Below are 24,805 nucleotides of genomic sequence, written 5' to 3' on the forward strand. Positions count from 1 at the left end.
TTACTCTTTTACTCTTTTTGGCTCAGGTTTTGTTTTATCTATCTTGCTATACCATGGCATTAAAATAAAGAAAGCAAAATAGATGACTGTAAAGATTTGCGCTAATAAAGTATATAAAGGAGTCGGAGATTTTGTTCCGAGCCAACCCAATACAAAAAAGCTAATCACAAAAAGTGTTAAGGCTGTTTTGAAATATGCGCCTTTGTAGCGTATTGATTTAACCGGACTTCGATCTAACCAGGGCAAGAAACAGAAGATAACCACTGAACCAGCCATCAATATCACACCCCATAGCTTTGCATCTATCCACAGAAAATTAACAGTCACCGCCCGTAGCATTGAATAGTAAGGCGTGAAATACCAGACTGGTGCAATATGATCCGGTGTTTGCAGTGTATTAGCGGGTATGAAATTATTGTACTCTAAGAAATAGCCGCCCATTTCCGGAGCAAAGAAAATAATTCCACAAAACACCATCAGAAATACTACAACACCAACTATATCTTTAACTGAATAATAGGGGTGAAATGGTATCCCATCTACCGGAATGCCTGTTGTGGGGTTTTTATTTTGTTTTATCTCGATGCCGTCGGGATTATTTGATCCAACTTCGTGCAGCGCTAAAATATGCGCAAAAACTAGTATTAAAAGTATTAAGGGCAATGTTACGACGTGATAAGCAAAGAAACGATTGAGTGCAGCATCTGAAAGTGTAAAATCTCCCAGCAGCCATTGTTGAAGCGTTTCTCCAATCGTTGGAATGGCTCCAAACATACTCACAATCACTTGTGCACCCCAGTAAGACATTTGCCCCCAAGGCAGAATATATCCGGTAAATGCCAAGCTCATCAGCACAAAGAATATGACCATACCGATCAGCCACAACAGTTCGCGAGGCTTCCGATAAGATCCATACATCATTCCGCGGAACATGTGCAGATAAACCACGACAAAAAACATGGATGCACCTGTGGAATGCATATAGCGGATTAACCAGCCATAATCCACATCACGCATGATGTATTCTACTGAAGAAAAAGCCAGACTAGCATCCGGCTTGTAATTCATAGTAAGAAAAATTCCGGTAATCAGTTGATTGACCAGTACCAATAAGGCCAATGAGCCAAAGAAATACCAGAAATTAAAATTCTTGGGTGCATAATACTCAGAAAGATGCGCTTTCCAGTTGGACGTTAATGGAAAACGTTTATCGACCCATTCGATCATTGAACTAAATAACTTACTCATTTACGCAGATCCCTCACTTTCAGATCCAATTAAAAGACGACTATCGCTCAAATATGTATGAGGAGGAACAACCATATTGGTTGGAGCCGGTACACTTTTATATACGCGCCCTGCCAAATCAAATTTTGACCCGTGACAAGGACAGAAAAAACCGCCTAACCAATCTGGACCCAGATCAGCAGGAGCAATTTCTTTCCTAAACACAGGCGAGCATCCTAAGTGCGTACATACACCTTCGGTAACCAGTATTTCTGGCTTAATCGAACGTGTACGATTCTTAGCGTATTCCGGTTGCTGTTTCTTGTCTGAATTCGGATCGGCTAATTCGCCTTCCACTTTTACAAGTGTTTCCAGCATCTCCGGCGTGCGGTTCAAAACCCAAACAACTTTTCCACGCCACTCAACCATTAAGAGCATGCCGGGCTCAAGCTTTGATATATCAACTTCTACCGGTGCTCCTGCTGCTTTAGCTCGTTCACTAGGCATCATACTTAACAAAAAAGGCGTTGCAATCGCAGCGCCCGCAATACCACCTGCCACAGAAGTGGCAGCGACTAAAAACTTCCGCCTGCCACTCATTTCATCATTGATGCTGAAACTATCTGCCATATTCAACTATTCCATCAGTAATATTTTTCACAAAAAACTATTAATCAATAAAACGGCAAACTCACTTTACGCTAATCTCACCAGCACTTTTGTAAAGCTTAAATTATAAAAGTGCGCAGTATAACATAACCATTATAGGATTATAGAGAATACTTAAAAGTATTTATAACTTACTATAATATATAATGAAATTATAAAAATTGAATTAACAATCCGACTCTATAGCGCAGAGATTCATCATTTCATTTTATAAGAACCGAACCCATACAGCGCCATAACTGATTTCAAAAATACATTCCCACAGATCTTCTCATCATCTCCAACCTGGATCTGTTGATATTCTCAGAAAACCATTTCATAAATAGGAAAAAGCTCACATTATTGAGCTTTCCATATGATCAAAAAAAAAACAAATTTGCGATGCTTAATGATGATTTCCAGTCAAAGCTGGGGAAAATCTTCTTCAAGAAGCCATTGACAATAAATACAATCTACATGACGGTAGCAGGTAATCGCTCCGAGCGGATTAGTCATTTATGGCGAGACTGATTATGGCGTGTGAAATTTATGACTATCGATATCTATGTGAATGTCGACAAACCCAAGCTACTTAATCTTACCGTGACATTGTTTATATTTTTTACCCGATCCGCATGGACATGGTTGATTGCGGCCTACTTTGTCATTCTGGCGCACAAATGGCTGTTTCTCATTTTGATCGTTTACATAGTTTGCATCTTCATCCAATGCTTCGTTATAGTCGGCATGATGGAATTGCACATTCTCTGGTGAGCGCAATGTTTCAGTTACAGCCTCAACTTGTTGTTCATTCTTAATTTGTACGGTCAAAAGTATTTTTGTTACCTCACTCTTGATTTCTTCGAGCATATTGGTAAACAACTCAAAAGCTTCTCGTTTATATTCCTGTTTTGGATTCTTTTGTGCATAACCACGCAGATGTATACCTTGGCGCAAATGATCCAGTGCAGCCAAATGTTCTCGCCAATGCGAATCCAAGCTCTGCAACATCACAGCACGTTCATAGTGATGCATAATCTCAGCCCCAACTTTCTCTACCTTAGCTTGATATTGCTCATTCGTGAGATTAATAATGCGCTCATACAAGTTCTCTTCATGTAACTCCGGTTCCTGCTCAAGCCATTTTTGCAGCGGAAAATGCAGTTGATACTCCGCCACAAGCATTTTCTCCAAACCTGCTACATCCCATTGCTCTTCAACACTGCCCGGCGGAATATGTTGACCGAATAAATTACTTAAAACATTTTCACGTATCACCGCGATCGTTTCTGAAATATCATGCTCTGCTTCTAATAGTTCATTACGCTGCTGGTAAATCACATGTCGCTGATCATTAGCGACATCATCATATTCCAGCAGCTGCTTACGCATATCAAAGTTTCTCGCCTCAACTTTGCGCTGGGCATTTTCAATAGCACGAGTCACCCAAGGATGTTCAATCGCTTCTCCTTCTGGCATCTTAAGGCGCGTCATAATATTGGCTACACGATCCGACGCAAATATGCGTAACAATGGATCTTCCAACGATAAATAAAAACGACTGGAACCTGGATCCCCCTGTCTGCCCGAGCGTCCGCGCAACTGGTTATCCACACGGCGCGACTCATGCCGTTCAGTACCAATAATGTGCAAACCACCTGTATTTAAAACCTCTTCATGAGTTACTTTCCATTTTGAATGGACTTCGTTGATACGTTGCTCTTTTGCATCCTCACTCAATTTCTCATCATGCCGTAGCCGTTCAATTTCCGGTTCCGGATTACCTCCCAATACGATATCGGTACCACGACCCGCCATATTGGTCGCTATGGTAATCATTTTTGGCCGACCGGCCTGGACAACAATATTCGCTTCACTGGCATGCTGTTTGGCATTCAGAACTTGATGCGGCAGTTTCTCTCGATCCAGCAACTTGGACAACAATTCATTATTCTCAATAGACGTCGTACCCACCAAAACTGGTTGTCCACGTTCATAACATTCCTTGATTCCCTGAATAATGGCTTCGTTCTTCTCTTTCGTGGTACGAAACACCAGATCCATACGGTCATCACGAATCATCGGTCGATGCGTTGGGATGATCACCGTCTCCAGTCCGTAAATTTGTTGAAACTCAGCAGCTTCCGTATCCGCTGTGCCCGTCATACCGGATAGCTTCTGATACATACGGAAATAATTCTGAAAGGTAATGGAGGCAAGTGTTTGATTTTCTTTCTGAATGGCAACACCTTCCTTCGCTTCCACGGCTTGATGCAACCCATCGGACCAGCGGCGACCAGCCATCAAGCGTCCGGTAAACTCATCAACAATCACCACTTCACCATCTTGCACGACATAATGCTGATCTAGAAAATATAAGCTATGTGCCCGCAAGCCTGCGTTCAAATGATGAATCAAATTAATATAGGCCGGATCATAAAGACTGGATCCAGGTTTCAACAATCCAGCGCCAGCCAGCAATTTTTCTGCATGTTCAAAACCAGCTTCACTGAGCGTAACCTGATGGGATTTCTCATCCACACTGAAATCACCCTCTCCCTCTTCTGTCTCTTGCCGGATTAACTTTGGAATCAACGCATTGATACGCACATAAATCTCTGTATCACCTTCCGCTTGCCCGGAAATGATCAATGGCGTGCGCGCTTCATCAATCAAAATCGAATCCACCTCGTCAACAATTGCAAAATTAAGCGCGCGCTGAGCACGTTCATAGGGATGGGTCACCATATTGTCGCGCAAATAATCAAAGCCATATTCATTATTAGTGCCATACGTAATATCTGCGGCATAAGCCGCCTGCTTATCGTTGTGCGGCATGTGCGCATAAATCACACCGACACTCATTCCGAGAAACTGATAAATTTTCCCCATCCACTCGGCATCACGCTTTGCCAGATAATCATTGACCGTCACGATATGCACACCATTACCTGACAATGCATTCAAGTAAGCCGGCAAAGTCGCCATGAGCGTTTTACCTTCACCTGTACGCATCTCGGCAATCTTACCCTCATGCAGCACCATACCGCCGATGAGCTGCACATCAAAATGACGCATCTCCAGAACACGCTTACCGGTTTCCCGCACCACCGCAAATACCTCCGGCAATAATGCAGTCAGCGTCTCTCCGTCCTGGATGCGTTGTTTGAATTCATCTGTTTTGGCACGTAAATCAGCATCTGATAATCCCGCAATGGTCGATTCCATTTCGTTAATAGTGCGCACAGTTTGAGCGTACTGTTTGATCATTCGATCATTACGGCTACCAAAAATCTTTTTAAGTAGATTACCTAGCATAAAGTCTCTGAAAATTCTGTTTAAACAATGTACCTAAAAATAAAGGGTGAGACTCTTACCTCACCCCACAAAAATACTAAAGAAAATATCGACTCAATTTGAACCACTTACCTGTGAATTTAAAATTCTTAAACCAAAAACCACCAAACATGCATTTATTCATGAATAATCAACAATTCCTACAGGCATTGAAAAACGATCTGCGTTGCCATTACAGTGTTAAAAACAGGCCCAAAATGCTCATCTATTAAACGTTTTGCAGCGGCCTGCTACTCAGTTTAACTCGGTCTTTTTAAAAATCTGGATGGATTCAATGGCTTGTCTTTATGTCTAATCTCGAAATGCAAATGGGATCCTGTAGAACGTCCCGTATTGCCAACTTCCGCTATTTTCTGTCCTTGTAACACAACTTGCCCCAGCTCTACCAAGCGTTTCGATGCATGGGCATAACGACTCACCAGATCACCGCCATGATCAATCTCGACCATATTACCATATTCAGGATGGCGATCCGAATAGACCACTATTCCACCGGCAGCAGCTTTTATCGGTGTACCTACTTCCGCAGAGAAATCCACCCCTTCGTGGAACGCTCTCTTCCCCGTAAACGGATCTATGCGGTAACCGTAACCTGAAGAATACCAATCCGTCTCAACAGGCATTTCAGAAGGCAACACATATTTCGTCAACCGATCATGACGCAATAAAGAATCTAACGCCCCCAGCTTATCCGATCTTTCATCCAGCATGCTGGATAACTCTTGAAGCTTATGATTGAACTCACCAAAAGTTAATTCCTCGGATGCAAGATCGGTACGTGCACCACCCTGCCCCGGCACGCCATTAAACAAAAGGTCACGCGACTTAATTCCGGAAGATTCGGCCAAACGTTCGCCGAGAGCATCTAAACGCAACAACTGTGCTTGCATTTGCCCCAGTCTACTTGCCATGATATTCAAATTGTCTTGTAAATGCGTTTGAATCTTCTGATGCCTTTCTTCTTGCGGACTCACCAATACTGCTCTTAACACCGGTGTATCGATTCGATCGGCATAACGTAAAGAAACAAAATTCAAACTCAAAGCCAATGTTACGATGATCAATAGAAAAACGCTTATTAATACTGTAATGTACTTTCCTGTCAGCGTTATTTTTCTTGCGCGTTCTGATTTATTAGAAATAAAAATAATATTCATATATTGTATTCACTGGATATTTTTCAATAGCCATGACCTCTTATAAAGTTAATTCTTATCTTAATCTGCTTGGCAAGACAGCTGAATATGAAAACTTATTCTCTTTAGCTCAGCAATTATATAGAGATCAGTTAACATTCTCTAAACTTATCCCTGCGCATTTAGCGCAATATTGCAATATAGGCCGGATCTCTAATGGCAGGTTGACGATAATGGCTGAGAATGGTGCTGTCGCATCAAAACTAAAGCAAATTTCACCCTCATTGCTGCTCAAACTGCAAAAACTAGGGTGGGAAGTTACTGCAATTCAAATTCTGGTGCAAGCACATTTCTTTTCCAGAAATATAAAATCCTTTGTAGATGAAAGAGATAGCAATAACAAAAAAATAATACTGAGCCAAACCGGCAAAGATTGTTTAAATCAACTGGCCACGACACTGCCTGATTCCGAACTCAAGAACACTATCCAATCATTTCTAAAAAAACATCAGGATTATTAAACCTGCGATTCCTCGTGGCAAAACCAGAGGGAATCGCAGGTTAAAATCCAAAACTCATCACTAAACCTTGATGTTCCGGATCATCAGTATCATAAGCGCCATCGAATCATTGCAAAAATATTGGCACTATTCCAGGCAACAGTTGTCTACCGTTTTTCATCTTCCTTAAACGTCTCGTATATAATGTGGCACTAACAAGCTTCATGCACATTACAATACAAATCTTCTGAATTGGATGTCAAAGCGCTTAATTCCTTGTCATGACAGCTCAATCTTTCATTATGCAGCAACTCTGTTTTAACTCCTCAATCGGAATTACAGAAACAATCTTATGAATGTTTTTTACGAAGAAACTGGAACCTTTAAAGTGGGTACCATACTGGCCGACAACACAACCTCTCTGCAAATCGAGGCTGTCCATGGCAAGCGTTCAAAGATCAAGGCAACATCAGTGCTTTTTCGATTTGCTACGCCCCCCTTATCTGAATTCATGGACCATGTGCAAAAAGTAGCCGATGAATTGGATCCCAATTTTCTATGGGAATGCTGCACCCAGGATGCAGAATTTACCAGCGACACCCTTGCCGCTGATTATTTTGGTCACACCCCCAGTCCGGTTGAAGCCGCCGCCATATTGCTGCTGCTTCAGAATGCACCCATGTATTTTTATAAAAAAGCGCTGGGACGCTATAAAGCAGCACCGCCTGATGCACTGAAAGCCGCATTGGCCAGCCAGGAAAAGAAACGCCTGCAAGCAGAGCAACAGGCACGTTATGTTGAGCAATTAAACCGCTTTGTCCTGCCCGAGGAATTTAAACCGCGCATATCTAACTTACTCTACAAGCCGGATAAAAATTCCATTGAATGGAAGGCACTCGAAGCAGTCTGCACAGAGAAAAAGCTTACGGTGGTCAAACTGATGGAAAAATGCGGCGCCATTGCGTCCTCGCATGACTATCACTTCAACCAATTCATCTGGGAACATTTTCCTGAAGGTGTTCGCTTTGGTGAACTGGGATCACAACCAACGCTCCATGACTTTCTTGATCTGCCGATCTCGGATGTCGTTGCATTCAGCATTGATGACGCTTCGACGACAGAAATTGACGATGCTTTTTCTGTTACCTCATTGCCATTCGGAAGCTTTCGCATTGGTATCCATATTGCAGCGCCTGCACTGGGCATTGATCCTGAATCAGCACTCGATCAAATTGCTGCAACGCGCCTATCGACGGTTTATCTGCCTGGAAACAAAATTACCATGCTGCCGGACGCAATCATCAATCATTTCACACTCACTGAAAACCGACTGCAACCCTCACTGTCGTTATATCTTGACGTAGCCGATGATTTTACTGTGATCAGCAGCGAGAGCAAAATTGAGAAAATAAAAGTTGCAGCAAATTTACGTCACAACATGCTGGAGCAGCACTTCAACGAAACTTCATTGAACAAGGGAAGTTTTGCACATACCTTCAGCAAGGAATTAAGCCTGTTGTGGAAATTTGCTTGCAAGATGGAAAATCAACGTGGCAAAGCGAATGACACCAATAATGACAAAATTGATTATAGTTTTGAAATCAACGATGATCATGTCACAATCAGCGAACGCCGCCGCGGCTCACCGATCGATAAGGTGGTGTCCGAATTGATGATTTATGTCAACACCGAATGGGGCAAGCAATTGACCGATGCGGGCATTACCGGCATTTTTCGCAGCCAGGCCAATGGTAAGGTAAAAATGAGTACTTCACCCGCCCCGCATCAAGGTCTGGGTGTTCCGCAATACGCCTGGAGCAGTTCTCCCATGAGGCGCTACGTCGATCTGGTCAATCAACGGCAACTCATCGCGCTATTGCGTGGAGAGCCTCCTCCCTACACCAAAGAAAGCAATAGCCTTTTAATCGCCATGCGCGACTTTGAAACAGCTTATGGTATTTATGGCGAATTCCAGCGAGCCATGGAACGTTACTGGTGCTTGCGCTGGTTATTGCAAGAAAAAATTCAGATTACCAATGCCCAGGTCATTAAAGAAAATCTGGTAAAACTGGATCGTATTCCGCTGGTAACACGAGTACCTTCGCTGCCGGAAATCGCACCCGGTACTTACGTGCAACTTAAATTGTCCGAAATCGACTTGCTTGAACGCAGCTTGCACGCAGAATTCCTGCAAAGACAGGATGCGTAGATTAATCGCCAGCAAGCCGTTGAAAAGCGTTTTCGAGGCTACCGATGCCAGGCAAAAGCAAGCGAGAAAACGCAATTTATGCGCGATCAATGCGCACCTTGTGCCTGTTGTTAACACCGCAGCGACAACGCAGATAGTTTTTCAACCGCCTGCTAATCATGTGACAAGCAAATCGTTGTTGCCTACAATATCAGGATTATCTGAGCAATCCAGACTTAACTTTCAAGGTTTGATCCTTTGGCTGTTACCATTCACACACAACAAACTGCATCTACAGTAGCCGGCAGCCATCAACATTCCCAAGCCAATCGCCTGCGTGTGGCGATGGTTACTTCGCTGCTCTTGCATGTCATTGTACTATTGGGAGTGACTTTTCAATTTCCGCAGCCCAAATTGGATAAAATCGCCACATCGCTGGAAGTTGTGCTGGTCAACAATAAAACGCCGACAAAACCTACAAAAACAGAACTACTCGCACAAGATAATCTCGATGGTGGCGGCAATACGGATGACAATCGTCGTGCGAAAACACCTTTTCCGGTGTTGCCCAAAAGCAAACCGCTCACAAGCAAACCAACCAATAAGCCGGTAACCGATGACATCGTAGCGCAACAAAAAGTCAAGCAATTGGAACAAGAAGCCAAAAAACTCATGGCTGCTGTCGCTGAAACCAAACAAGCTCAGCAACTCAGTGCACAACCCGATGAAACTGAAAACCAAGACACTCCTCCCGATGCCGCTGATTTATTAATGCGCAGTCTTGATATTGCGCGCTTGAGGGCACAGATCAATCAGGATCATGATGATTATCAAAAACGCCCAAAAAGAAAATTTGTAGGCGCACGCACCAAGGAATATCGTTTTGCCCGCTATGTCGAGGATTGGCGCATCAAAGTCGAGCGCATCGGTAATTTGAATTACCCCGAAGCCGCCAGAAAAGGCAAGCTCTATGGCAACTTACAACTCACTGTCAGTATTCGGGCGAATGGCAGCCTGGAAGCGATTGAAATCCATCGTTCATCCGGAGAGAAAATTCTCGACGAAGCCGCCATCAATATCGTGAAACTTGCCGGACAAAACGGATTTGCGCCTTTCCCACCGGATATTAGCCAGGATACCGATATTCTGCACATCACCCGAACTTGGGTGTTTGCCCCTTCGGATATGCTATTGAGCCAGTAGCAATCCAGAGGTGACCGAGATCGATTGATAAAACTCAACCGTTAACCATTTTAACCACAGAATTTCCTACTTATGCTCGATTCTTATGCGGTCATTGGCAACCCCATTGCACATAGCAAATCGCCCCTCATACACACCGCCTTTGCACAACAAACCCACCAGCCCATGCAGTATGTTGCCATCCTGGCTGCGCTGGATGATTTTAAGTCAACGGTGGAAAGTTTTCGCCATCAAGGCGGCAAAGGGTTGAATGTCACTGTACCGTTCAAATTGGAAGCTTTCCAGCTTTCAACCCGTTTAACCGAGCGCGCAACCATCGCTCAGGCGGTCAATACGCTTAAATTTGACGATAATGAAATTCTTGGTGACAACACCGACGGTGCAGGATTAGTGCGTGACATCGAATTGAATCTGGGCGTCCCCATTGCCACCAAACGCATACTACTCTTAGGTGCAGGCGGCGCAGCACGGGGGGTGATCCTACCACTGCTGCAACAAAAACCATCCCTTCTGGCCATTGCCAACCGTACACCACACAAAGCAGAAGCGCTACAACAACAGTTTAGCGCTTATGGCAACGTGGTTGCAGGCGATTTCATGCACTTCTCCGATGATCAGTTCGACATCATCATCAACGCAACTTCCGCCAGCCTGCACGATGCGCTGCCTGAATTGCCAATCGGTATTTTTGCACAAGCCACCCTCGCCTACGACATGATGTATAGCCGAGAACCGACACGCTTTCTCAAATTTGCGCAACAAAATGGCACGCGCCAGATAGCCGATGGCATCGGCATGCTGGTCGAACAAGCCGCCGAATCGTTCTACTTATGGCGCAACGTCAGACCGCAGACAAAGCCTGTCATTGCACTGTTGAAATCACCAATGTGAATTTAATTTTGCACTGCACATATCTTTTCAACTGGAAGCAATTTCACTGCAATCCATCAAACAATCTTATGGTATTGGCATAGCACAGAAGGTTATACTCTCCGGTCATCAAACTGCAAACTACTCAGCGTATAAACGCACTGAACTCACTCACAATAATAAGACTGTCTTGCTAGCGCAAATCCGTTATGACCGAAACCGACAATAACAACGACAACGAAGATTCGCCCACCCCGCTAAACCAGGCCACTTATTTATTGCGTAAATACAAGTTGGTGGAAGGTCTCGTGCATTTGCAGGATACGCCTGACGACACGCTTGTCGACTCTTCCGTGCAAAAACAGAATCTGGCCGAGTTACAAAATTTTTTGGATCAACTGCATCCCGCTGATATTGCGCTTATCCTGGAAGCACTGCCGCTGGAAGACCGGCTTTTAATCTGGAGCATGGTCAAAGCGGACCGGGACGGAGAAGTCTTGCTGGAAACCTCCGATGCCGTTCGTGCCACACTGATCACCGACATGCACAATCGGGAATTGGTCGCGGCGACGGAATATCTGGATGCCGACGAGATCGCCGACCTTGCGCCCGATTTGCCGCAGGAAGTGATGGACGATGTTTTCCGCTCGTTACCGGTTGAAGAACGCGAACAACTGCGTGCGGCCATGTCGTACCCGGAAGATTCCGTAGGCGCACTGATGGATTTCGATGTCATTACGATCCGTGAAGATGTCCGACTGGAGGTGGTTCTACGCTATTTACGCCGACTGGAAGAAATGCCGGATCATACCGATCAGCTATTCGTCGTGGATCGGAATGAGCAATTGAAAGGCGTATTGCTGATCAACCGGCTGCTGGTCAGCGACCCCGATATCCTGGTGGCAGAAGTGATGGCCAAAGAAATGATCAAACTGCGTCCGGACGATGTCGCGCAACAGGCTGCCAATGCGTTTGAGCGCTACGATCTGGTTTCCGCTTCCGTGGTGGACGACAACGGCAAATTACTGGGACGCGTCACCGTCAACACCGTCATCGATTTTATCCGCGATAAAGCTGAGAATGAAGCGCTGAATCTGGCCGGTTTGAGTGAAGAGGAAGATCTCTTTGCGCCAGTCTTAAAAAGCGTTAAAAATCGCTGGGTCTGGCTGGCGATCAATCTGGTCACCGCCTTCATCGCTTCACGGGTTATCGGCGTGTTTGAAGATTCCATCGAAAAACTGGTCGCCCTCGCAGCACTCATGCCGATCATCGCCGGCATAGGCGGTAATTCCGGCAATCAAACCATCACCATGATCGTACGCGCACTGGCACTGGATCAAATCAACACCAGCAGCGCCTGGAAATTGATCGCCAAGGAAATCGGCGTCAGCGCAGTCAACGGCCTGCTATGGGGCGCCGTGGTCGGCCTGTTTACCTTCGCGATTTACCAAAACGCCGAACTGGGTCTGGTCATGACCCTGGCGCTGATGCTGAATCTACTACTGGCGGCGTTATTAGGCGTACTGATTCCGCTGACATTGCGTAAACTCGGACGCGACCCGGCCCTGGGTTCCAGCGTGATGATCACTGCTGTGACGGATAGTGGCGGATTCTTTATTTTTCTGAGTCTGGCGACTGTTTTTTTGTTGTAAATATATTCTTGTCATCGCGCTAATTGGCAAGCTGGTTCACCCAAACCCGCCAATACCTGTTGTAATCAAGTGTATTTGTGTGGCACGTTCAATCAAGTTGTGCCACACTATTCACCATCATGCCGAAATTAACCACACAAACCGAAGTCCAGCTCGGCCCACAAGGCCGATTGGTAATACCCGCTTCACTCAGACGTTCGCTTGGATTTGAGTCCGGGGATAATTTGATTGCACGTATGGAAGAAGGTCGTTTGATCCTGGAAAAAGCTGAAACGATCAAGCAGCGTCTCAAGACCCGTTTTGCCCAACTGCCGAAAACCACCAGTTTGGCGGATGAATTAATTGCGGAACGGCGGGAAGAAACGAAACGGGAAACCGTTGAATGACAACGGTTCTGGACGCTTCCGCCTTGCTGGCTTTTCTGCAAAGTGAACCGGGGAGCGATCAAGTGGAGGCGACTCTGCCGGAAGCGGTCATTTCCAGCGTGAATTGGGCTGAAGTCGTGCAAAAATCTATCGCGGCAGGTGTCGATGCCGCAGGATTGCGGGAAGATCTGGAAGCGTTGGGGTTGACGGTCTTGCCTTTTACCGCCGAAGAGGCTGAAATCGCGGCACGACTCTGGCAGCAAACCCGCCAAGTTGGCTTGTCGCTAGGTGATCGAGCCTGCCTGAGTGTAGGTATCCGATTGGAAACGGTGGTGCTCACCGCCGATCAAATCTGGACCACGCTGGATTTACCGATTACTGTGCGTAGTATTCGCTAGGAGATTTTCGGTGGAACCTCCATGTGACGGAACCCGTAAACGGTTCCGCCTTGCGCAGGTTCTTTATTTTTCTGAGTCTGGCGACTGTTTTTTGTTGTAAGCAGGCTATGATGTCGCATTTGCTGACATAATTTGGCTGGTAACTGTAATATTTAATCTTAACTATGATGACACGACTCTATCTAAGTATTGTTGTATAAGTCGTGTTGTATATATTCGTTAGCAATCTCAAATGCGCATAAGTATCAAATTGAAATTCTGGTTCCTTGAACACTACTGGTGGTTGCTTTGTATCGTCATCACGTCCACCAGCGCCATCTTGATCGTGTTGAAGGAACCCCTCACAACGATCGTCACAGTAATCGGTGCACTACTCTCTTTGATCTACTTTCTTCAGAAACAGAAACTTGAAGAATTACGCCTGTTCCGTGAATTATTCAAGGAGTTTAATGAACGCTACGACGCAATGAACGAACAATTGGCAAAAATTCTTGAATCTAAGGAAGTTGAAGTCTCACCACAAGAGAAAGAAACCTTGATTGATTATTTCAATCTGTGCGGGGAAGAATATCTTTATTTCATTCGAGGCTACATTGACCCAATAGTCTGGGAGGCTTGGTTCAATGGAATGAAGCTCATCCTCTCCGTTCCAAGAGTAGAACGTGTCTGGTCGATTGAGAGGAAGACCGGTTCCTACTATGGTTTGCCACTTTAGGCAAAACAAGTAAGTATCTAGCCCTTTCATCGAGAATATTTTCCTCCTGCAGGTCGGATCAAACCTCTCATGCCAGATATTATGTCCATTCTGAAATGATCTTTAGAATACCTATGAAATTCCTAGTTTTCCTCGGAACAGTGCGAAACAGCATGCCGCCCAACCCTCCCCGGCTTGGCTTAAGAGTCGCGAAAGCTTGTGTGGCGCAGATGCATCAAGGCGATCATTCTGCGGAGCTGATCGATCCGCTGGATTTTGATCTTGGATCGATATTCAAACCGCATTTTGCCTACGCGCAAGGTAAAGCGCCCGCTCAGCTTCAATCCCTGGCGGAAAAGATCGCAGCCGCTGACGGATATATCATGGTGAGTCCTGAATACAATCATTCGATGAGCCCCGCCTTGGCGCATTTGCTCAATCACTTCGGCAGCTCGCTGTTTTCTTATAAGCCCAGCGCGATTGTCACTTATTCGGCGGGGCAATGGGGTGGTGCCAGAGCTGCGGTGGGGATGCGCACTTTTCTGTCGGAGCTGGGCTGCTTGCCGGTTTCGGCCATGGTTCAGATTCCCAAGGCGCATGAGGTTCTCGCTGAAGATGGCAAATTTCTCGAGAATGTCGATGCGGAGAGATGGACCGACTATTTTGATAGAACCCTCACGCAGCTTACGTGGTGGGCATCCGCTGCGCGAAATCAGCGGCACGAAATCGATCCGCACAAACTGGTAAAAGCATTTAAAAGAGATCCATCGCAAAGAAATCCCCCTTAAGGAGTCTCTGGATAACTCATCTTTGTCATTCCGAACGCAGTGAGGAATCTTTGGGAATCAGCCATACAGATTTCTCGCTCTGCTCGAAATGACAGTTATGCATTTCCCTAAATGAATAAATTGTCCGGCAGCACAGTGCAAATCTCCCCCCAAGCTGCGCACTTGATAGGATGAAATTGGCGAATGTTTCAAATGCTTCATGCCCAAGCAGATGCAGCACGTATAATACAACCCGGTTAACAATTCACCCTGCAACTATGCCTAGCCCTGAAAACATCCAGTACCCACAAATCAAAAACCCCTTGCAAGGCGTGACCCTGGAAGCACTGCTGGTTGAGTTGCATGCGCAATATGGCTGGGAGGGACTGGTCAAAAAGGTGGATATCAATTGTTTCAAACAGGATCCCAGCATCAAATCCTGCTTGAAGTTTCTACGCAAAACACCGTGGGCAAGAGAGAAAGTCGAAGCCGTCTACATCCAATTTAAACAAGGCAAACCATGAGTGAATTCAGTCTCGCAGGCCGCGACACCATTGCATTGAATGATCTATTGAAAATCACCGGCTCGTGCGGGAGCGGCGGTGCGGCCAAGGCCGTGATCGCCAAAGGCAAGGTCAACGTGGATGGTCAGGTCGAGCTGCGCAAAACCTGCAAGATTCGCGCTGGCCAGGTGGTGGAGTATGCCAGGGAAAAAATCACCGTGACGCCCTAGGAGCCTGTTGGACTTAAGCAATCGTAGCGAGCCGGGTGGGAGAGCGAGTGCGGATTTTCTCTATTTCGAGGCGCAGTAGATCTATGCAACGAGAAATTGAGGAAATATGAACCGTTATCCCACTGGCGCAGTAGATTGACCTTAAGTCCGACAGGCTCCTAAGTTATCCGATTCAAAAAAGCCAGCGCAATGGCAGCACATTCGAGTATGCTACGCGGCTATTCAGACCACAATCACGAATCATGACGCAATATCAACTCTTCGCCACCACGCCGAAAGCGATGGAAGGCATTCTCGCCAATGAAATCCAAGCGCTCGGCGGGAAGAATGTGCAGCAAAAAATGGCCGGTGTGGCTTTTCAGGGCGATCTGGCGATGGCCTATACCGCCTGTTTATGGTTGCGCACCGCCAGCCGCGTGCTATTGTTGCTCGGCAGCTTCGAGGTTAAATCCCAACAGGATCTCTATGATGGCATCCAATGCATCAACTGGTCCGAACATTTGAATGCTGATGACAGTCTGGCGGTATCGTTTAGCAGCAAAAATAATGCGGCGATCAACAACACCCATTTCGGCGCGCTCAAAGTAAAAGATGCCATCGTCGATCAAATGCGCGCCAAGTTCGGCAGCCGACCCAATGTCGATACCGAGCGCCCCAGCATCCGCGTCAATGTCTATCTGCACAACGACACCGCTCAGCTCAGCCTGGATTTATCCGGCGAGAGTTCGCATAAGCGTGGTTACCGCGAAGTCAGCATTGCCGCGCCGATCAAGGAAAATTTAGCAGCGGCCATTTTGCTGCGCGCCGGCTGGCCGGAAATCGCCCGGCAAGGCGGTTCGCTGCTCGACCCGATGTGCGGCTCCGGCACCCTGCTGGTGGAAGGCGCGCTGATCGCCGGAGATATCGCACCGGGTTTGCAGCGGGATTATTTCGGCTTTTTGGGCTGGAAGCAGCACGACGCCGCACTGTGGCAAAGTATTTTAGGCGCAGCGCAGCAGCGCCGCGAAGTTGGCTTGAATAAATTGCCGGCGATCGTCGGTTTCGACCAGGATCGCCACACCGTCACCGCCGCGTTGCAGCACATTGAGAACGCCGGTTTACAAGGCAAAATCCACGTCGAAAGGCGCGACATCACCGATGCCGCAGCCAAAGAAAGTTGGCACAAAGGCTTGATCGTCTGCAATCCACCGTACGGCGAACGGCTCGGCGATGAAGAACAAGCCGCCCTGCTCTATCGCCAATTCGGTGAAGTCTTGAAACAGCGTTTCGCCGGTTGGCAGGCGGCAATCATCATCGGCAATCCGGAGTTGGGTTTTAAATTGGGCATCCGTTCGCACAAACCGATCACGCTGTTCAATGGCGCGCTGGAGTGCAAGTTATTGCGCCTCACGGTTGAGGAAAAAGCTTTCTTCGAACCGAAAGCCAAGTCGCAACAGGAACGCATCGAACACATCAGCCGCCGCGCCCAGGTCGGGCAACCCGACAGTCAGGCGGAAATGTTCGCAAACCGCTTGCGCAAGAATCTGAAAAAACTGACCAAGTGGGCCAAACAAAATCAGGTGCATTGTTACCGCTTGTACGATGCCGACCTGCCGGAATACGCGGTGGCCGTGGATGTTTATCAAGGCGAGCAAACCTGGGTCAACGTCCAGGAATATGAATCACCGAAAACGATTGATCCCGCCAAGGCCAATCAGCGGCTGGCCGGGGTGATGGCGGAAATACCCAAAGTGCTGGAAATTCCCGCCGAGCAGGTGTTTCTAAAAATACGCCGCAAGCAGAAAAGCACCGACCAATACGAAAAACAAGGCGATTCCCGCCGTTTTCACGTCGTTGAAGAAGGCGGCTGCAAGTTCTGGGTGAATTTTGAGGACTATCTCGACACCGGTCTATTTCTCGATCACCGGCCGCTGCGTTTATTGATTCAGCAACAAGCCAAAGGCAAGCGCTTCCTGAATTTATTCGCCTATACCGGCAGCGCCACGGTACATGCCGCGATCGGCGGCGCTGCGTCCAGCGTCACGGTCGATATGTCCAACACCTATGTGGATTGGGCGAGACGAAATTTCGTCCTCAACGGCATCCGCGATGATCACCAGCTGGTACGCGCCAATTGCCTGCAATGGTTGGCCGAGCAAGCGAGTGCAAAACAAAAACCGCAATTCGACTTGATCTTTCTTGATCCGCCCACTTTTTCCAATTCCAAGAAAATGGATGAAGTCTTTGACATCCAGAAAGACCACGTGCAACTGATTCGCAATGCCGCAGCACTGTTGGCACCGGGTGGAAATTTATATTTCTCAACCAATTTTCGCCGCTTCAAAATGGATCAAGCAGCATTGGCGGATTTGATCATTGAAGACATCAGTACAAAAATGATACCGGAGGATTTCGCCCGCGATGCCAAGATCCATTATTGCTGGAGCATCTCTCGGTGAGCGTCACACAACCATAAACCAGCTTCCCGCTTTGCCTCTTTGATTATCAATTACCCCCAAGAGTCAGGCGGCGCTTCGGTTTGTGTGATTAATTCCGGCATCATGTTAATATGATGGGAAAACTAAATGCTATATACCAATCAACAAAGCAAGCAAAATAAACAATCTTAACGCATCAAATCTTGCAATCTGCATAAGATATTTCGCATTCCACACTAAAAAAGGCTTGGCATCTACAGGTGAATAAACGCACTGAAAAGTAAATAAAGTCTTCTACAAAACTATCATTAATAACACGATCGGTATGGTTCTTTTGTCGGCCTCATCCTACCGTGCCTACATTATTCATCGCTTATGAAAACAGCAATCCATGAGATATCATTCAACTCAAGCACGATTACCCGCATATTGGCAGCAGTGACGGTTATTTTGATCCTTGCCAGCATCGGCGGGCAGCTCTTGAAATTCACGTTTGGCGCTGATTATCTTAAAAGGCTTGTGCTACTCTTCAATCTTGATGAAGAACAAAATATTCCAACCTATTTCTCTGTATTACTCATGCATTTTGCGGCCCTGCTGCTTGCACTCATCGCTGTATTCAATAGGCAGCAAATGATGCCGCATGTATCAAAATGGGCAATTCTTTCATTTGGATTCCTCCTTATGGCATTCGATGAGTCCTCGCAATTTCATGAGAAACTCATTTGGCCATTCAGAGCACTGCTCAAAGAGCTGTTGGCTGATGGTGCCGCCCTCGGCGTCTTTTATTTCACTTGGGTCATACCGGGTATCATACTCGTTGCAACTCTCGCACTGTTTTTTCTGAAATTCCTGCTGTATCTCCCTACGGCAGTAAGAATCAGGTTTCTGATCGCTGCAACCCTCTATATTGGCGGAGCTGTCGGTTTTGAATTGATCGGCGGCCGTCATTCCGAATTGTACGGGGAAGAGAATTGGAGCTACATTATGATTACCACTATTGAAGAAAGTCTCGAACTATCAGGACTTATTTTCTTCATTTGGGCACTGCTAAAATACTGCGAGGATCACTTTAGCGCTATGCAGCTTCGTTTTGAAACCTAACCCAGTTGTCGATACAAAATATCCTCCAATACCAAATTTGTTATCCCTGAAGAATTTCTCGTTAAGCAAGCATAGAGAACTCCGTAGCAAACTGCTACAATTAGTCAATTACTATTCATCGATGAGATAGAACCATGGCAAAGTCAGCTTCTCCGATTCGGTTGCAGGAAGATTTAATGCAGGCTGCCGCATTGACGGGTGAGCGATTCCATCGCAGCACGGCTAAGCAAATTGAATATTGGGCGGAAATTGGATGCAACGTGTCCAAAATGTTGGATCCGGACGACCTGTTGTCAATTTCAGCAGGGCTGGCAAAAATCAGAGTTGAACCCGTTCATAGTGAACCGATTGATCCCAGCGAAGTATTCCAATCGCTTGAAGCTGAGCGTGTGAGCGGAATATTGCCGCAAACAGTGACCAGCAGTGCAATGAAGTATCAGATTTCGTTAACCCATCCTGGCTATCTGGAGCAAATCAATCCGGATAGCACAATAAAAACAGGAAAATTCCAGGGTGGCGTATTTATTGAAATGAATGAAACAGCAACTTGAGTACAAAAAAACAACTTTGGGTGCTGGCTGGTGGAAATGGCGCAGGTAAAAGCACTTTTTACCGCACGCGGCTGGCGCCAAAAGGTATACCGTTTGTTAATGCCGATATCGTAGCAAAACTGCTTTATCCGCATGCCCCGGAATTACATAGCTATGATGCGGCAATGCTGGCGGGACAGATGCGCTTACAACTGTTGCGGGAAGGACGCAGCTTTTGTTTTGAAACCGTGTTCTCGCATCCCTCAAAAATCGATTTTGTCGCACAAGCAAAAACACTTGGCTATGAAATCATATTAGTGCTTATTCACCTGAACGATATTTCACTCAATCAAGCGCGCGTAGCACAACGGGTCAGCGAAGGCGGACACCATGTTCCGGATGACAAAGTGCTGAGCCAAATTCCCAGGGTGCTAAAACTTATCAGGCAAACGCTGCCGTTATGCGATCAGATTTATATTCTGGATAATTCACGCACAGACAATCCGTTTCAGCAAGTTGCCGTCATCCGCAGTGGCCAGATTAACTATCAACAACATGCCATGCCCGATTGGGCCAAAGAATTACTGTCAGACTATTTGGCGGAAAAATAAGACTGAATTGCCAACTCAGGAATGTCAAGGTACCTGATCTGATGACTTGCTAGAAATTTAAATCACACATTGAAAACGCTAGTACTATTTTTCTACAGTTGTTAAAAATTACCCATTAATATATCTTTTATAATATATTATAGTAACCCTCATGAATGGAAACGAAATTATCAAACGCCTAAAATCTGAAGGATGGCGAGTGAAACGGGTTCGTGGCAGCAATCACATGATGGAAAGGGGTGGTCGCGTCGTACCAGTACCCGTTCATGGTTCCACTGAAATCGGGAAAAGCCTGCTGGCAGCAATCGAAAAACAAACCGGAGTTAAACTAAAATGAATACTTTGTATCCAGCGATTTTTGAGCCGCAAGAACCCTCCGGCTTCTTTGTGCACTTCATTGATATCCCCGAAGCCATTACACAAGGGGAAACCGTTGACGAATGCTTATTTAACGGCTCGGAGGCTCTCTCTTTGGTATTAGAGGAATATCTTGATTCCGGTAGGGATGTTCCGCTACCAACCACCAATTGCCAGAATGCTCATTACATCGCCCCGGATGCCAAGATCCAGTCTGCTTTGCTGGTACGCTGGGCGCGTGGTGATCGCTCTTTGGCTGAAATCGCCCGCGCTTTGGAAACTTCCTGGCCATCCGCTCAGAGACTGGAAGATCCGCATCATTGGCCTTCCTTGAAGCAGCTTGAAAAGGCTGCTTCGGTGTTAGGTAAGAAACTGGTATTGTCGTTGGAGTAGATTTATATTTTTCATCTCACTCATTCAATCGCACATCGAAAGACCTGACTGGGAAGTCGGCAAAGATATCTCTGAGTCTCAATTATCAGACTCAGATAAGGAATCCAGCAGTGACTCAATCTACGTTAATATCGATACGTTTGATAAGACTGCTGTACTAATTAGCGGGAATCAGATGGTGCAGATTAGTGATGCAATTTCCGTGACACTAATACTAGCCCTAAGCTCAGAAGGTTGGAAAGATGGAAATGCGATGTTCATCCAAAATACCGGCATACTTAAGCTTGGTCGACACCGAATCTCAAAAGAAAGCGCATCGCAACTAGCCAATATACTCCGAACAAAGATTGCTGGATTGGCCTCAAATGAACTTGCAGAAGCAGAGAAGCCTATAAACGATTTGATAAGAATTGCTAGTTTAGGTGCTTTCACGATTGATTTCGTTGATTGTCAATGAATACAGAATGCACAGAACTTCCGGGACAAGAGCATGATTTTGTTAACCACCCGATAAATCCCGCCCATGCACAATCCGATACAACACTGGCAGCACCAGCAACGTCAACGCAGTCGACGATAAAATCCCACCGATCACCACTGTGGCCAGCGGTCGTTGTACTTCCGCACCGGTGCCGGTGGCGAGCGCCATTGGCAGGAACCCGATCGATGCTACCAGTGCGGTCATCAGTACAGGGCGTAGCCGGGTCAGTGCACCGGTTTGAATTGCATCATCCAAAGACAACCCTTGCTCTCTCAAACCCCGAATAAACGCCAGCATCACCAAGCCATTCAGAACCGCCACGCCGGATAGCGCGATGAATCCTACGCCAGCGGAAATGGACAGTGGGATGTCACGCAACCACAAGGCGAATATGCCGCCGGTCAACGCAAAGGGAACGCCGGTAAACATCAGCAGCCCATCGCGCACGTTACCGAACATCGTGTACAACAGGATGAAAATCAGACCGAGCGCAATCGGTATCACGATCTGGAGGCGCTGCGCCGCGGAAATCATCTGCTCAAACTGGCCGCCCCAGGTAGTCCAGTAGCCATGGGGGATACGTACTTTTTCGTTGACCAATTGTTCCGCTTCCTGCACAAAAGAACCCAGATCACGGCCGCGTACATTGGCGGTAATCACGATTCTGCGTTTGCCATTTTCCCGGCTGACCTGATTGGGGCCCTGAGTCATCTCGAATTTGGCGATTTCGCCCAAGGTGACAAAAACCGGTGCAGCCGGCTGAGCTGCCTGAGCCTGAGCAGCCTGCGGCGTCATGGGCGCTGCAGCAACACTCTGCATCGGAACACTGACAGGCAAACGTTTCAGTGCTTCAACATCCACCCGCAAATGCTCCGGCAGCCGTATTTGCAAATCAAAGCGCCGGTCGCCTTCAAAAATCATGCCGGTACTTCTACCACCCACCGACATGGCGACCACATCCTGCACATCACGGCCATTCAGCCCGTAACGCGCCATTTTTGCGCGATCCATCTGAATGGAAAGCACCGGCAATCCGGTGATCTGTTCGACTCTGACATCCGCCGCGCCGGGAACAGTTTTAAGCAGACCTTCGATTTCTTCTCCCAGATCCAGCAAAGTATCCATATTATCGCCAAACACTTTGACGGCGACATCGGCGCGCACGCCCGACAGCAATTCATTGAAGCGCATTTGTATCGGCTGCGTAAATTCGTAATTATTACCCGGAACCTTATGAACAGCCTGTTCCATTGCGGCAATCAACTCCGCTTTGGTGCGATGCGCGCCGCTCCATTCCGACTGCGGTTTGAGGATGATAAACACATCCGCGACGCTCGGTGGCATGGGGTCGGTGGCTATTTCGGCAGTGCCGATTTTGGAAAACACCCGATCGACTTCAGGAAATTTCTTGACCGTTTCTTCCAGTTCGTTCTGCATTTCAATCGCGGTAGTCAGACTGGTACCCGGAATGCGGATGGCATGCAATGCGATATCACCTTCATTCAGACTGGGCACAAATTCGCTGCCGACCCGTGTGGTCAGCAAGCCCGATAAAATAACAATAACAATGGCGATCGTAACCGTGAGTTCGCGGTGATTCATGGTCGCAGTCAATAGCGGCGAATAAACTTTCTTTGCCCATGCCATTACAGGACTTTCCGTCTCTTTCACCTTGCCGGATAGAAAAAATGCAATCGCAGCCGGAACAAAGGTAAGCGAAAGCACCATCGCGCCAATCAATGCCGTCACCACGGTGAGCGCCATCGGGTGAAACATTTTTCCTTCCACCCCGGTCAATGCAAAAATGGGTAGATACACGATGATGATGATCAGCTCGCCATAGATCAACACGCGCCGCGCTTCCCTGGAAGCATCGAACACCAATTCGAGACGTTCGGTGAGTGTCAGTTCACGCCCTAATCGCATCTGCTCATGCGCGAGCCGCCGAATACTGTTCTCGACAATGACGATGGCACCGTCCACGATAATGCCAAAATCAATCGCCCCCAAACTCATCAGGTTAGCGCTCACATGATTGGTCACCATGCCGGTAAACGTAAACAGCATCGATAGCGGAATCACGAAAGCCGCAATCAGCGCGGCACGCAGATTGCCCAGAAACAGCAGCAATACCACGATAACCAGCGCGGCACCTTCGAGCAGGTTGGTCGCTACCGTATGAATGGTTTTTTCAACCAGCGTGGTGCGGTCATAGACCGGTGTTGTCACAATGCCTTCGGGCAAATTGCGATTGATTTCTTCCAATTTGCTGGCCGCGGCCTGAGCAACGAGCCGACTGTTTTCTCCAATCAACATGTGCACCGTTCCCAGCACCACTTCCTTGCCATTCTGAGTGGCGGCACCGGTACGTAATTCCCTGCCAATCAGAATATCCGCGACATCCTTGACGCGAAGAGGTGTTCCCTGCCGCGCGCCAAGAATGATATTGCCGATTTCATCCAGATTGGCAATTTGTCCGGGTATGCGAACCAGATACTGCTCCCCGCTTCTTTCAATATAACCGGCACCCACATTCAGGTTGTTACGTTCCAGCGCAGTTACCAGATCGATCAATGACAATCCGAAAGCAATCATTTTCTCCGGATAGGGCACGACATGAAATTGTTTGACATAACCGCCTACCGTGTTGATTTCCGTCACACCTTTCACCATGCGCAGTTGCGGCCGGATGACCCAATCCTGGATTTCACGCAAATCGGTCGAAGTATATTCAGTGCCATCCGGTTTCTTTGCACCTTCTTCGGCATCGACGGTCCACATAAAGATTTCGCCCAAACCGGTGGAAATAGGTCCCATCATCGGCTCAATACCAATGGGCAAGCGGCCTTTGGCTTCCTGGATGCGCTGACTGACTTGCTGGCGCGCAAAATAAACATCGGTGCCGTCTTTGAAAACCACGGTGACCTGCGACAAGCCATAGCGCGAAATAGAACGGGTATAGTCCAGATGGGGTAAACCCGCCATGATGGTTTCAATTGGAAACGTGATGCGCTGCTCGGCTTCAATCGGCGAATAACCCGCCGCATTGGTGTTGATCTGAACCTGTACGTTGGTGATATCCGGCACGGCGTCGATCGGCAACTTCTGATAGCTGTAGACGCCGATGATTGCCATCATCAAGACTGCCATCAGCACGATGCCGCGTTGATAGAT

General features: G+C 47.0%; 23 protein-coding genes. 18 read left to right on the forward strand and 5 right to left on the reverse strand.

Annotated elements, in window-relative coordinates; translation table 11 throughout:
- The 4 genes from Q0K92_RS06300 to Q0K92_RS06315 form a co-directional block, all read right to left on the reverse strand.
- Positions 1 to 1,248 (reverse strand): cytochrome bc complex cytochrome b subunit, encoded by a 1,248-nt coding sequence (locus Q0K92_RS06300; protein ID WP_297324958.1) that lies wholly within the window; start codon positions 1,246 to 1,248, stop codon positions 1 to 3.
- A complete protein-coding gene (gene petA / locus Q0K92_RS06305) occupies positions 1,249 to 1,857 on the reverse strand; it encodes a ubiquinol-cytochrome c reductase iron-sulfur subunit (RefSeq protein ID WP_297324959.1) in 609 nt (202 codons plus the stop codon).
- 606 nt (positions 1,858 to 2,463) lie between these two features.
- A complete protein-coding gene (gene secA / locus Q0K92_RS06310) occupies positions 2,464 to 5,193 on the reverse strand; it encodes a preprotein translocase subunit SecA (protein WP_297324960.1) in 2,730 nt (909 codons plus the stop codon).
- A gap of 278 nt (positions 5,194 to 5,471) precedes the next feature.
- On the reverse strand, positions 5,472 to 6,389 hold the full coding sequence (locus Q0K92_RS06315) for a M23 family metallopeptidase (protein WP_297324961.1): 918 nt from the start codon (positions 6,387 to 6,389) through the stop codon (positions 5,472 to 5,474).
- A gap of 32 nt (positions 6,390 to 6,421) precedes the next feature.
- Here Q0K92_RS06315 and Q0K92_RS06320 point away from each other — a divergent pair, with 32 nt between their 5' ends.
- The 18 genes from Q0K92_RS06320 (at position 6,422) to Q0K92_RS06405 (ending at position 21,607) form a co-directional block, all read left to right on the forward strand.
- Positions 6,422 to 6,889: a DUF721 domain-containing protein gene (locus tag Q0K92_RS06320; RefSeq protein WP_297324962.1), complete on the forward strand. Its 468-nt coding sequence runs from the start codon at positions 6,422 to 6,424 to the stop codon at positions 6,887 to 6,889.
- A 331-nt stretch (positions 6,890 to 7,220) separates the two neighbouring features.
- Positions 7,221 to 9,077: an RNB domain-containing ribonuclease gene (locus Q0K92_RS06325; RefSeq protein ID WP_297324963.1), complete on the forward strand. Its 1,857-nt coding sequence runs from the start codon at positions 7,221 to 7,223 to the stop codon at positions 9,075 to 9,077.
- 237 nt (positions 9,078 to 9,314) lie between these two features.
- The gene (locus tag Q0K92_RS06330; RefSeq protein ID WP_297324964.1) at positions 9,315 to 10,259 is read left to right on the forward strand and encodes an energy transducer TonB; all 945 of its coding nucleotides are present in this window, start codon (positions 9,315 to 9,317) and stop codon (positions 10,257 to 10,259) included.
- Between the two features lie 72 nt (positions 10,260 to 10,331).
- On the forward strand, positions 10,332 to 11,150 hold the full coding sequence (gene aroE / locus Q0K92_RS06335) for a shikimate dehydrogenase (RefSeq protein WP_297324965.1): 819 nt from the start codon (positions 10,332 to 10,334) through the stop codon (positions 11,148 to 11,150).
- 188 nt (positions 11,151 to 11,338) lie between these two features.
- Complete coding sequence (mgtE, locus tag Q0K92_RS06340) at positions 11,339 to 12,781, forward strand: magnesium transporter (protein ID WP_297324966.1); 1,443 nt, start codon at positions 11,339 to 11,341, stop codon at positions 12,779 to 12,781.
- Between the two features lie 119 nt (positions 12,782 to 12,900).
- A complete protein-coding gene (locus Q0K92_RS06345) occupies positions 12,901 to 13,167 on the forward strand; it encodes an AbrB/MazE/SpoVT family DNA-binding domain-containing protein (RefSeq protein WP_297324967.1) in 267 nt (88 codons plus the stop codon).
- Complete coding sequence (locus tag Q0K92_RS06350; protein ID WP_297324968.1) at positions 13,164 to 13,544, forward strand: type II toxin-antitoxin system VapC family toxin; 381 nt, start codon at positions 13,164 to 13,166, stop codon at positions 13,542 to 13,544. The genes Q0K92_RS06345 and Q0K92_RS06350 overlap by 4 nt, the downstream gene beginning before the upstream one ends.
- 232 nt (positions 13,545 to 13,776) lie before the next feature.
- Positions 13,777 to 14,259 (forward strand): hypothetical protein, encoded by a 483-nt coding sequence (locus tag Q0K92_RS06355; protein WP_297324969.1) that lies wholly within the window; start codon positions 13,777 to 13,779, stop codon positions 14,257 to 14,259.
- A 113-nt stretch (positions 14,260 to 14,372) separates the two neighbouring features.
- On the forward strand, positions 14,373 to 15,026 hold the full coding sequence (locus Q0K92_RS06360; protein ID WP_297324970.1) for an NAD(P)H-dependent oxidoreductase: 654 nt from the start codon (positions 14,373 to 14,375) through the stop codon (positions 15,024 to 15,026).
- A 257-nt stretch (positions 15,027 to 15,283) separates the two neighbouring features.
- Positions 15,284 to 15,529, forward strand: coding sequence for a VF530 family protein (locus tag Q0K92_RS06365; RefSeq protein WP_297324971.1), 246 nt, complete (start codon positions 15,284 to 15,286; stop codon positions 15,527 to 15,529).
- A complete protein-coding gene (locus Q0K92_RS06370) occupies positions 15,526 to 15,738 on the forward strand; it encodes an RNA-binding S4 domain-containing protein (RefSeq protein ID WP_297324972.1) in 213 nt (70 codons plus the stop codon). The genes Q0K92_RS06365 and Q0K92_RS06370 overlap by 4 nt, the downstream gene beginning before the upstream one ends.
- A gap of 242 nt (positions 15,739 to 15,980) precedes the next feature.
- Positions 15,981 to 18,176, forward strand: coding sequence for a bifunctional 23S rRNA (guanine(2069)-N(7))-methyltransferase RlmK/23S rRNA (guanine(2445)-N(2))-methyltransferase RlmL (rlmKL, locus tag Q0K92_RS06375; protein WP_297324973.1), 2,196 nt, complete (start codon positions 15,981 to 15,983; stop codon positions 18,174 to 18,176).
- A gap of 354 nt (positions 18,177 to 18,530) precedes the next feature.
- Complete coding sequence (locus tag Q0K92_RS06380; protein ID WP_297324974.1) at positions 18,531 to 19,259, forward strand: hypothetical protein; 729 nt, start codon at positions 18,531 to 18,533, stop codon at positions 19,257 to 19,259.
- A 134-nt stretch (positions 19,260 to 19,393) separates the two neighbouring features.
- Positions 19,394 to 19,810, forward strand: a complete 417-nt coding sequence (locus tag Q0K92_RS06385) for a hypothetical protein (RefSeq protein WP_297324975.1) — start codon at positions 19,394 to 19,396, stop codon at positions 19,808 to 19,810.
- Complete coding sequence (locus Q0K92_RS06390; RefSeq protein WP_297324976.1) at positions 19,807 to 20,400, forward strand: AAA family ATPase; 594 nt, start codon at positions 19,807 to 19,809, stop codon at positions 20,398 to 20,400. Before Q0K92_RS06385 ends, Q0K92_RS06390 begins: the two co-directional genes overlap by 4 nt.
- A gap of 151 nt (positions 20,401 to 20,551) precedes the next feature.
- Positions 20,552 to 20,737: a type II toxin-antitoxin system HicA family toxin gene (locus tag Q0K92_RS06395; RefSeq protein ID WP_297324977.1), complete on the forward strand. Its 186-nt coding sequence runs from the start codon at positions 20,552 to 20,554 to the stop codon at positions 20,735 to 20,737.
- Positions 20,734 to 21,150, forward strand: a complete 417-nt coding sequence (locus Q0K92_RS06400; RefSeq protein WP_297324978.1) for a type II toxin-antitoxin system HicB family antitoxin — start codon at positions 20,734 to 20,736, stop codon at positions 21,148 to 21,150. Before Q0K92_RS06395 ends, Q0K92_RS06400 begins: the two co-directional genes overlap by 4 nt.
- 178 nt (positions 21,151 to 21,328) lie before the next feature.
- A complete protein-coding gene (locus Q0K92_RS06405; RefSeq protein WP_297324979.1) occupies positions 21,329 to 21,607 on the forward strand; it encodes a hypothetical protein in 279 nt (92 codons plus the stop codon).
- Between the two features lie 42 nt (positions 21,608 to 21,649).
- Here Q0K92_RS06405 and Q0K92_RS06410 read toward each other — a convergent pair.
- Positions 21,650 to 24,805 (reverse strand): CusA/CzcA family heavy metal efflux RND transporter (locus Q0K92_RS06410; protein WP_297324980.1); only part of this gene is annotated, 3,156 nt, incomplete at its 5' end.

Origin of the sequence: Nitrosomonas sp. (assembly GCF_024282095.1) — a bacterium.
Taxonomy (GTDB): Bacteria; Pseudomonadota; Gammaproteobacteria; order Burkholderiales; family Nitrosomonadaceae; genus Nitrosomonas.

Coding starts and splice junctions, on each gene's coding strand:
- Q0K92_RS06345 (WP_297324967.1), top strand. CDS start 12,901: ATGCCGAAATTAACCACACAAACCGAAGTCCAGCTCGGCCCACAAGGC.
- Q0K92_RS06300 (WP_297324958.1), bottom strand. CDS start 1,248: ATGAGTAAGTTATTTAGTTCAATGATCGAATGGGTCGATAAACGTTTT.
- rlmKL (WP_297324973.1), top strand. CDS start 15,981: ATGACGCAATATCAACTCTTCGCCACCACGCCGAAAGCGATGGAAGGC.
- Q0K92_RS06355 (WP_297324969.1), top strand. CDS start 13,777: ATGCGCATAAGTATCAAATTGAAATTCTGGTTCCTTGAACACTACTGG.
- mgtE (WP_297324966.1), top strand. CDS start 11,339: ATGACCGAAACCGACAATAACAACGACAACGAAGATTCGCCCACCCCG.
- Q0K92_RS06370 (WP_297324972.1), top strand. CDS start 15,526: ATGAGTGAATTCAGTCTCGCAGGCCGCGACACCATTGCATTGAATGAT.
- Q0K92_RS06320 (WP_297324962.1), top strand. CDS start 6,422: ATGACCTCTTATAAAGTTAATTCTTATCTTAATCTGCTTGGCAAGACA.
- aroE (WP_297324965.1), top strand. CDS start 10,332: ATGCTCGATTCTTATGCGGTCATTGGCAACCCCATTGCACATAGCAAA.
- Q0K92_RS06385 (WP_297324975.1), top strand. CDS start 19,394: ATGGCAAAGTCAGCTTCTCCGATTCGGTTGCAGGAAGATTTAATGCAG.
- Q0K92_RS06380 (WP_297324974.1), top strand. CDS start 18,531: ATGAAAACAGCAATCCATGAGATATCATTCAACTCAAGCACGATTACC.
- petA (WP_297324959.1), bottom strand. CDS start 1,857: ATGGCAGATAGTTTCAGCATCAATGATGAAATGAGTGGCAGGCGGAAG.
- Q0K92_RS06360 (WP_297324970.1), top strand. CDS start 14,373: ATGAAATTCCTAGTTTTCCTCGGAACAGTGCGAAACAGCATGCCGCCC.
- Q0K92_RS06315 (WP_297324961.1), bottom strand. CDS start 6,389: ATGAATATTATTTTTATTTCTAATAAATCAGAACGCGCAAGAAAAATA.
- Q0K92_RS06325 (WP_297324963.1), top strand. CDS start 7,221: ATGAATGTTTTTTACGAAGAAACTGGAACCTTTAAAGTGGGTACCATA.
- Q0K92_RS06400 (WP_297324978.1), top strand. CDS start 20,734: ATGAATACTTTGTATCCAGCGATTTTTGAGCCGCAAGAACCCTCCGGC.
- secA (WP_297324960.1), bottom strand. CDS start 5,193: ATGCTAGGTAATCTACTTAAAAAGATTTTTGGTAGCCGTAATGATCGA.
- Q0K92_RS06395 (WP_297324977.1), top strand. CDS start 20,552: ATGAATGGAAACGAAATTATCAAACGCCTAAAATCTGAAGGATGGCGA.
- Q0K92_RS06350 (WP_297324968.1), top strand. CDS start 13,164: ATGACAACGGTTCTGGACGCTTCCGCCTTGCTGGCTTTTCTGCAAAGT.
- Q0K92_RS06365 (WP_297324971.1), top strand. CDS start 15,284: ATGCCTAGCCCTGAAAACATCCAGTACCCACAAATCAAAAACCCCTTG.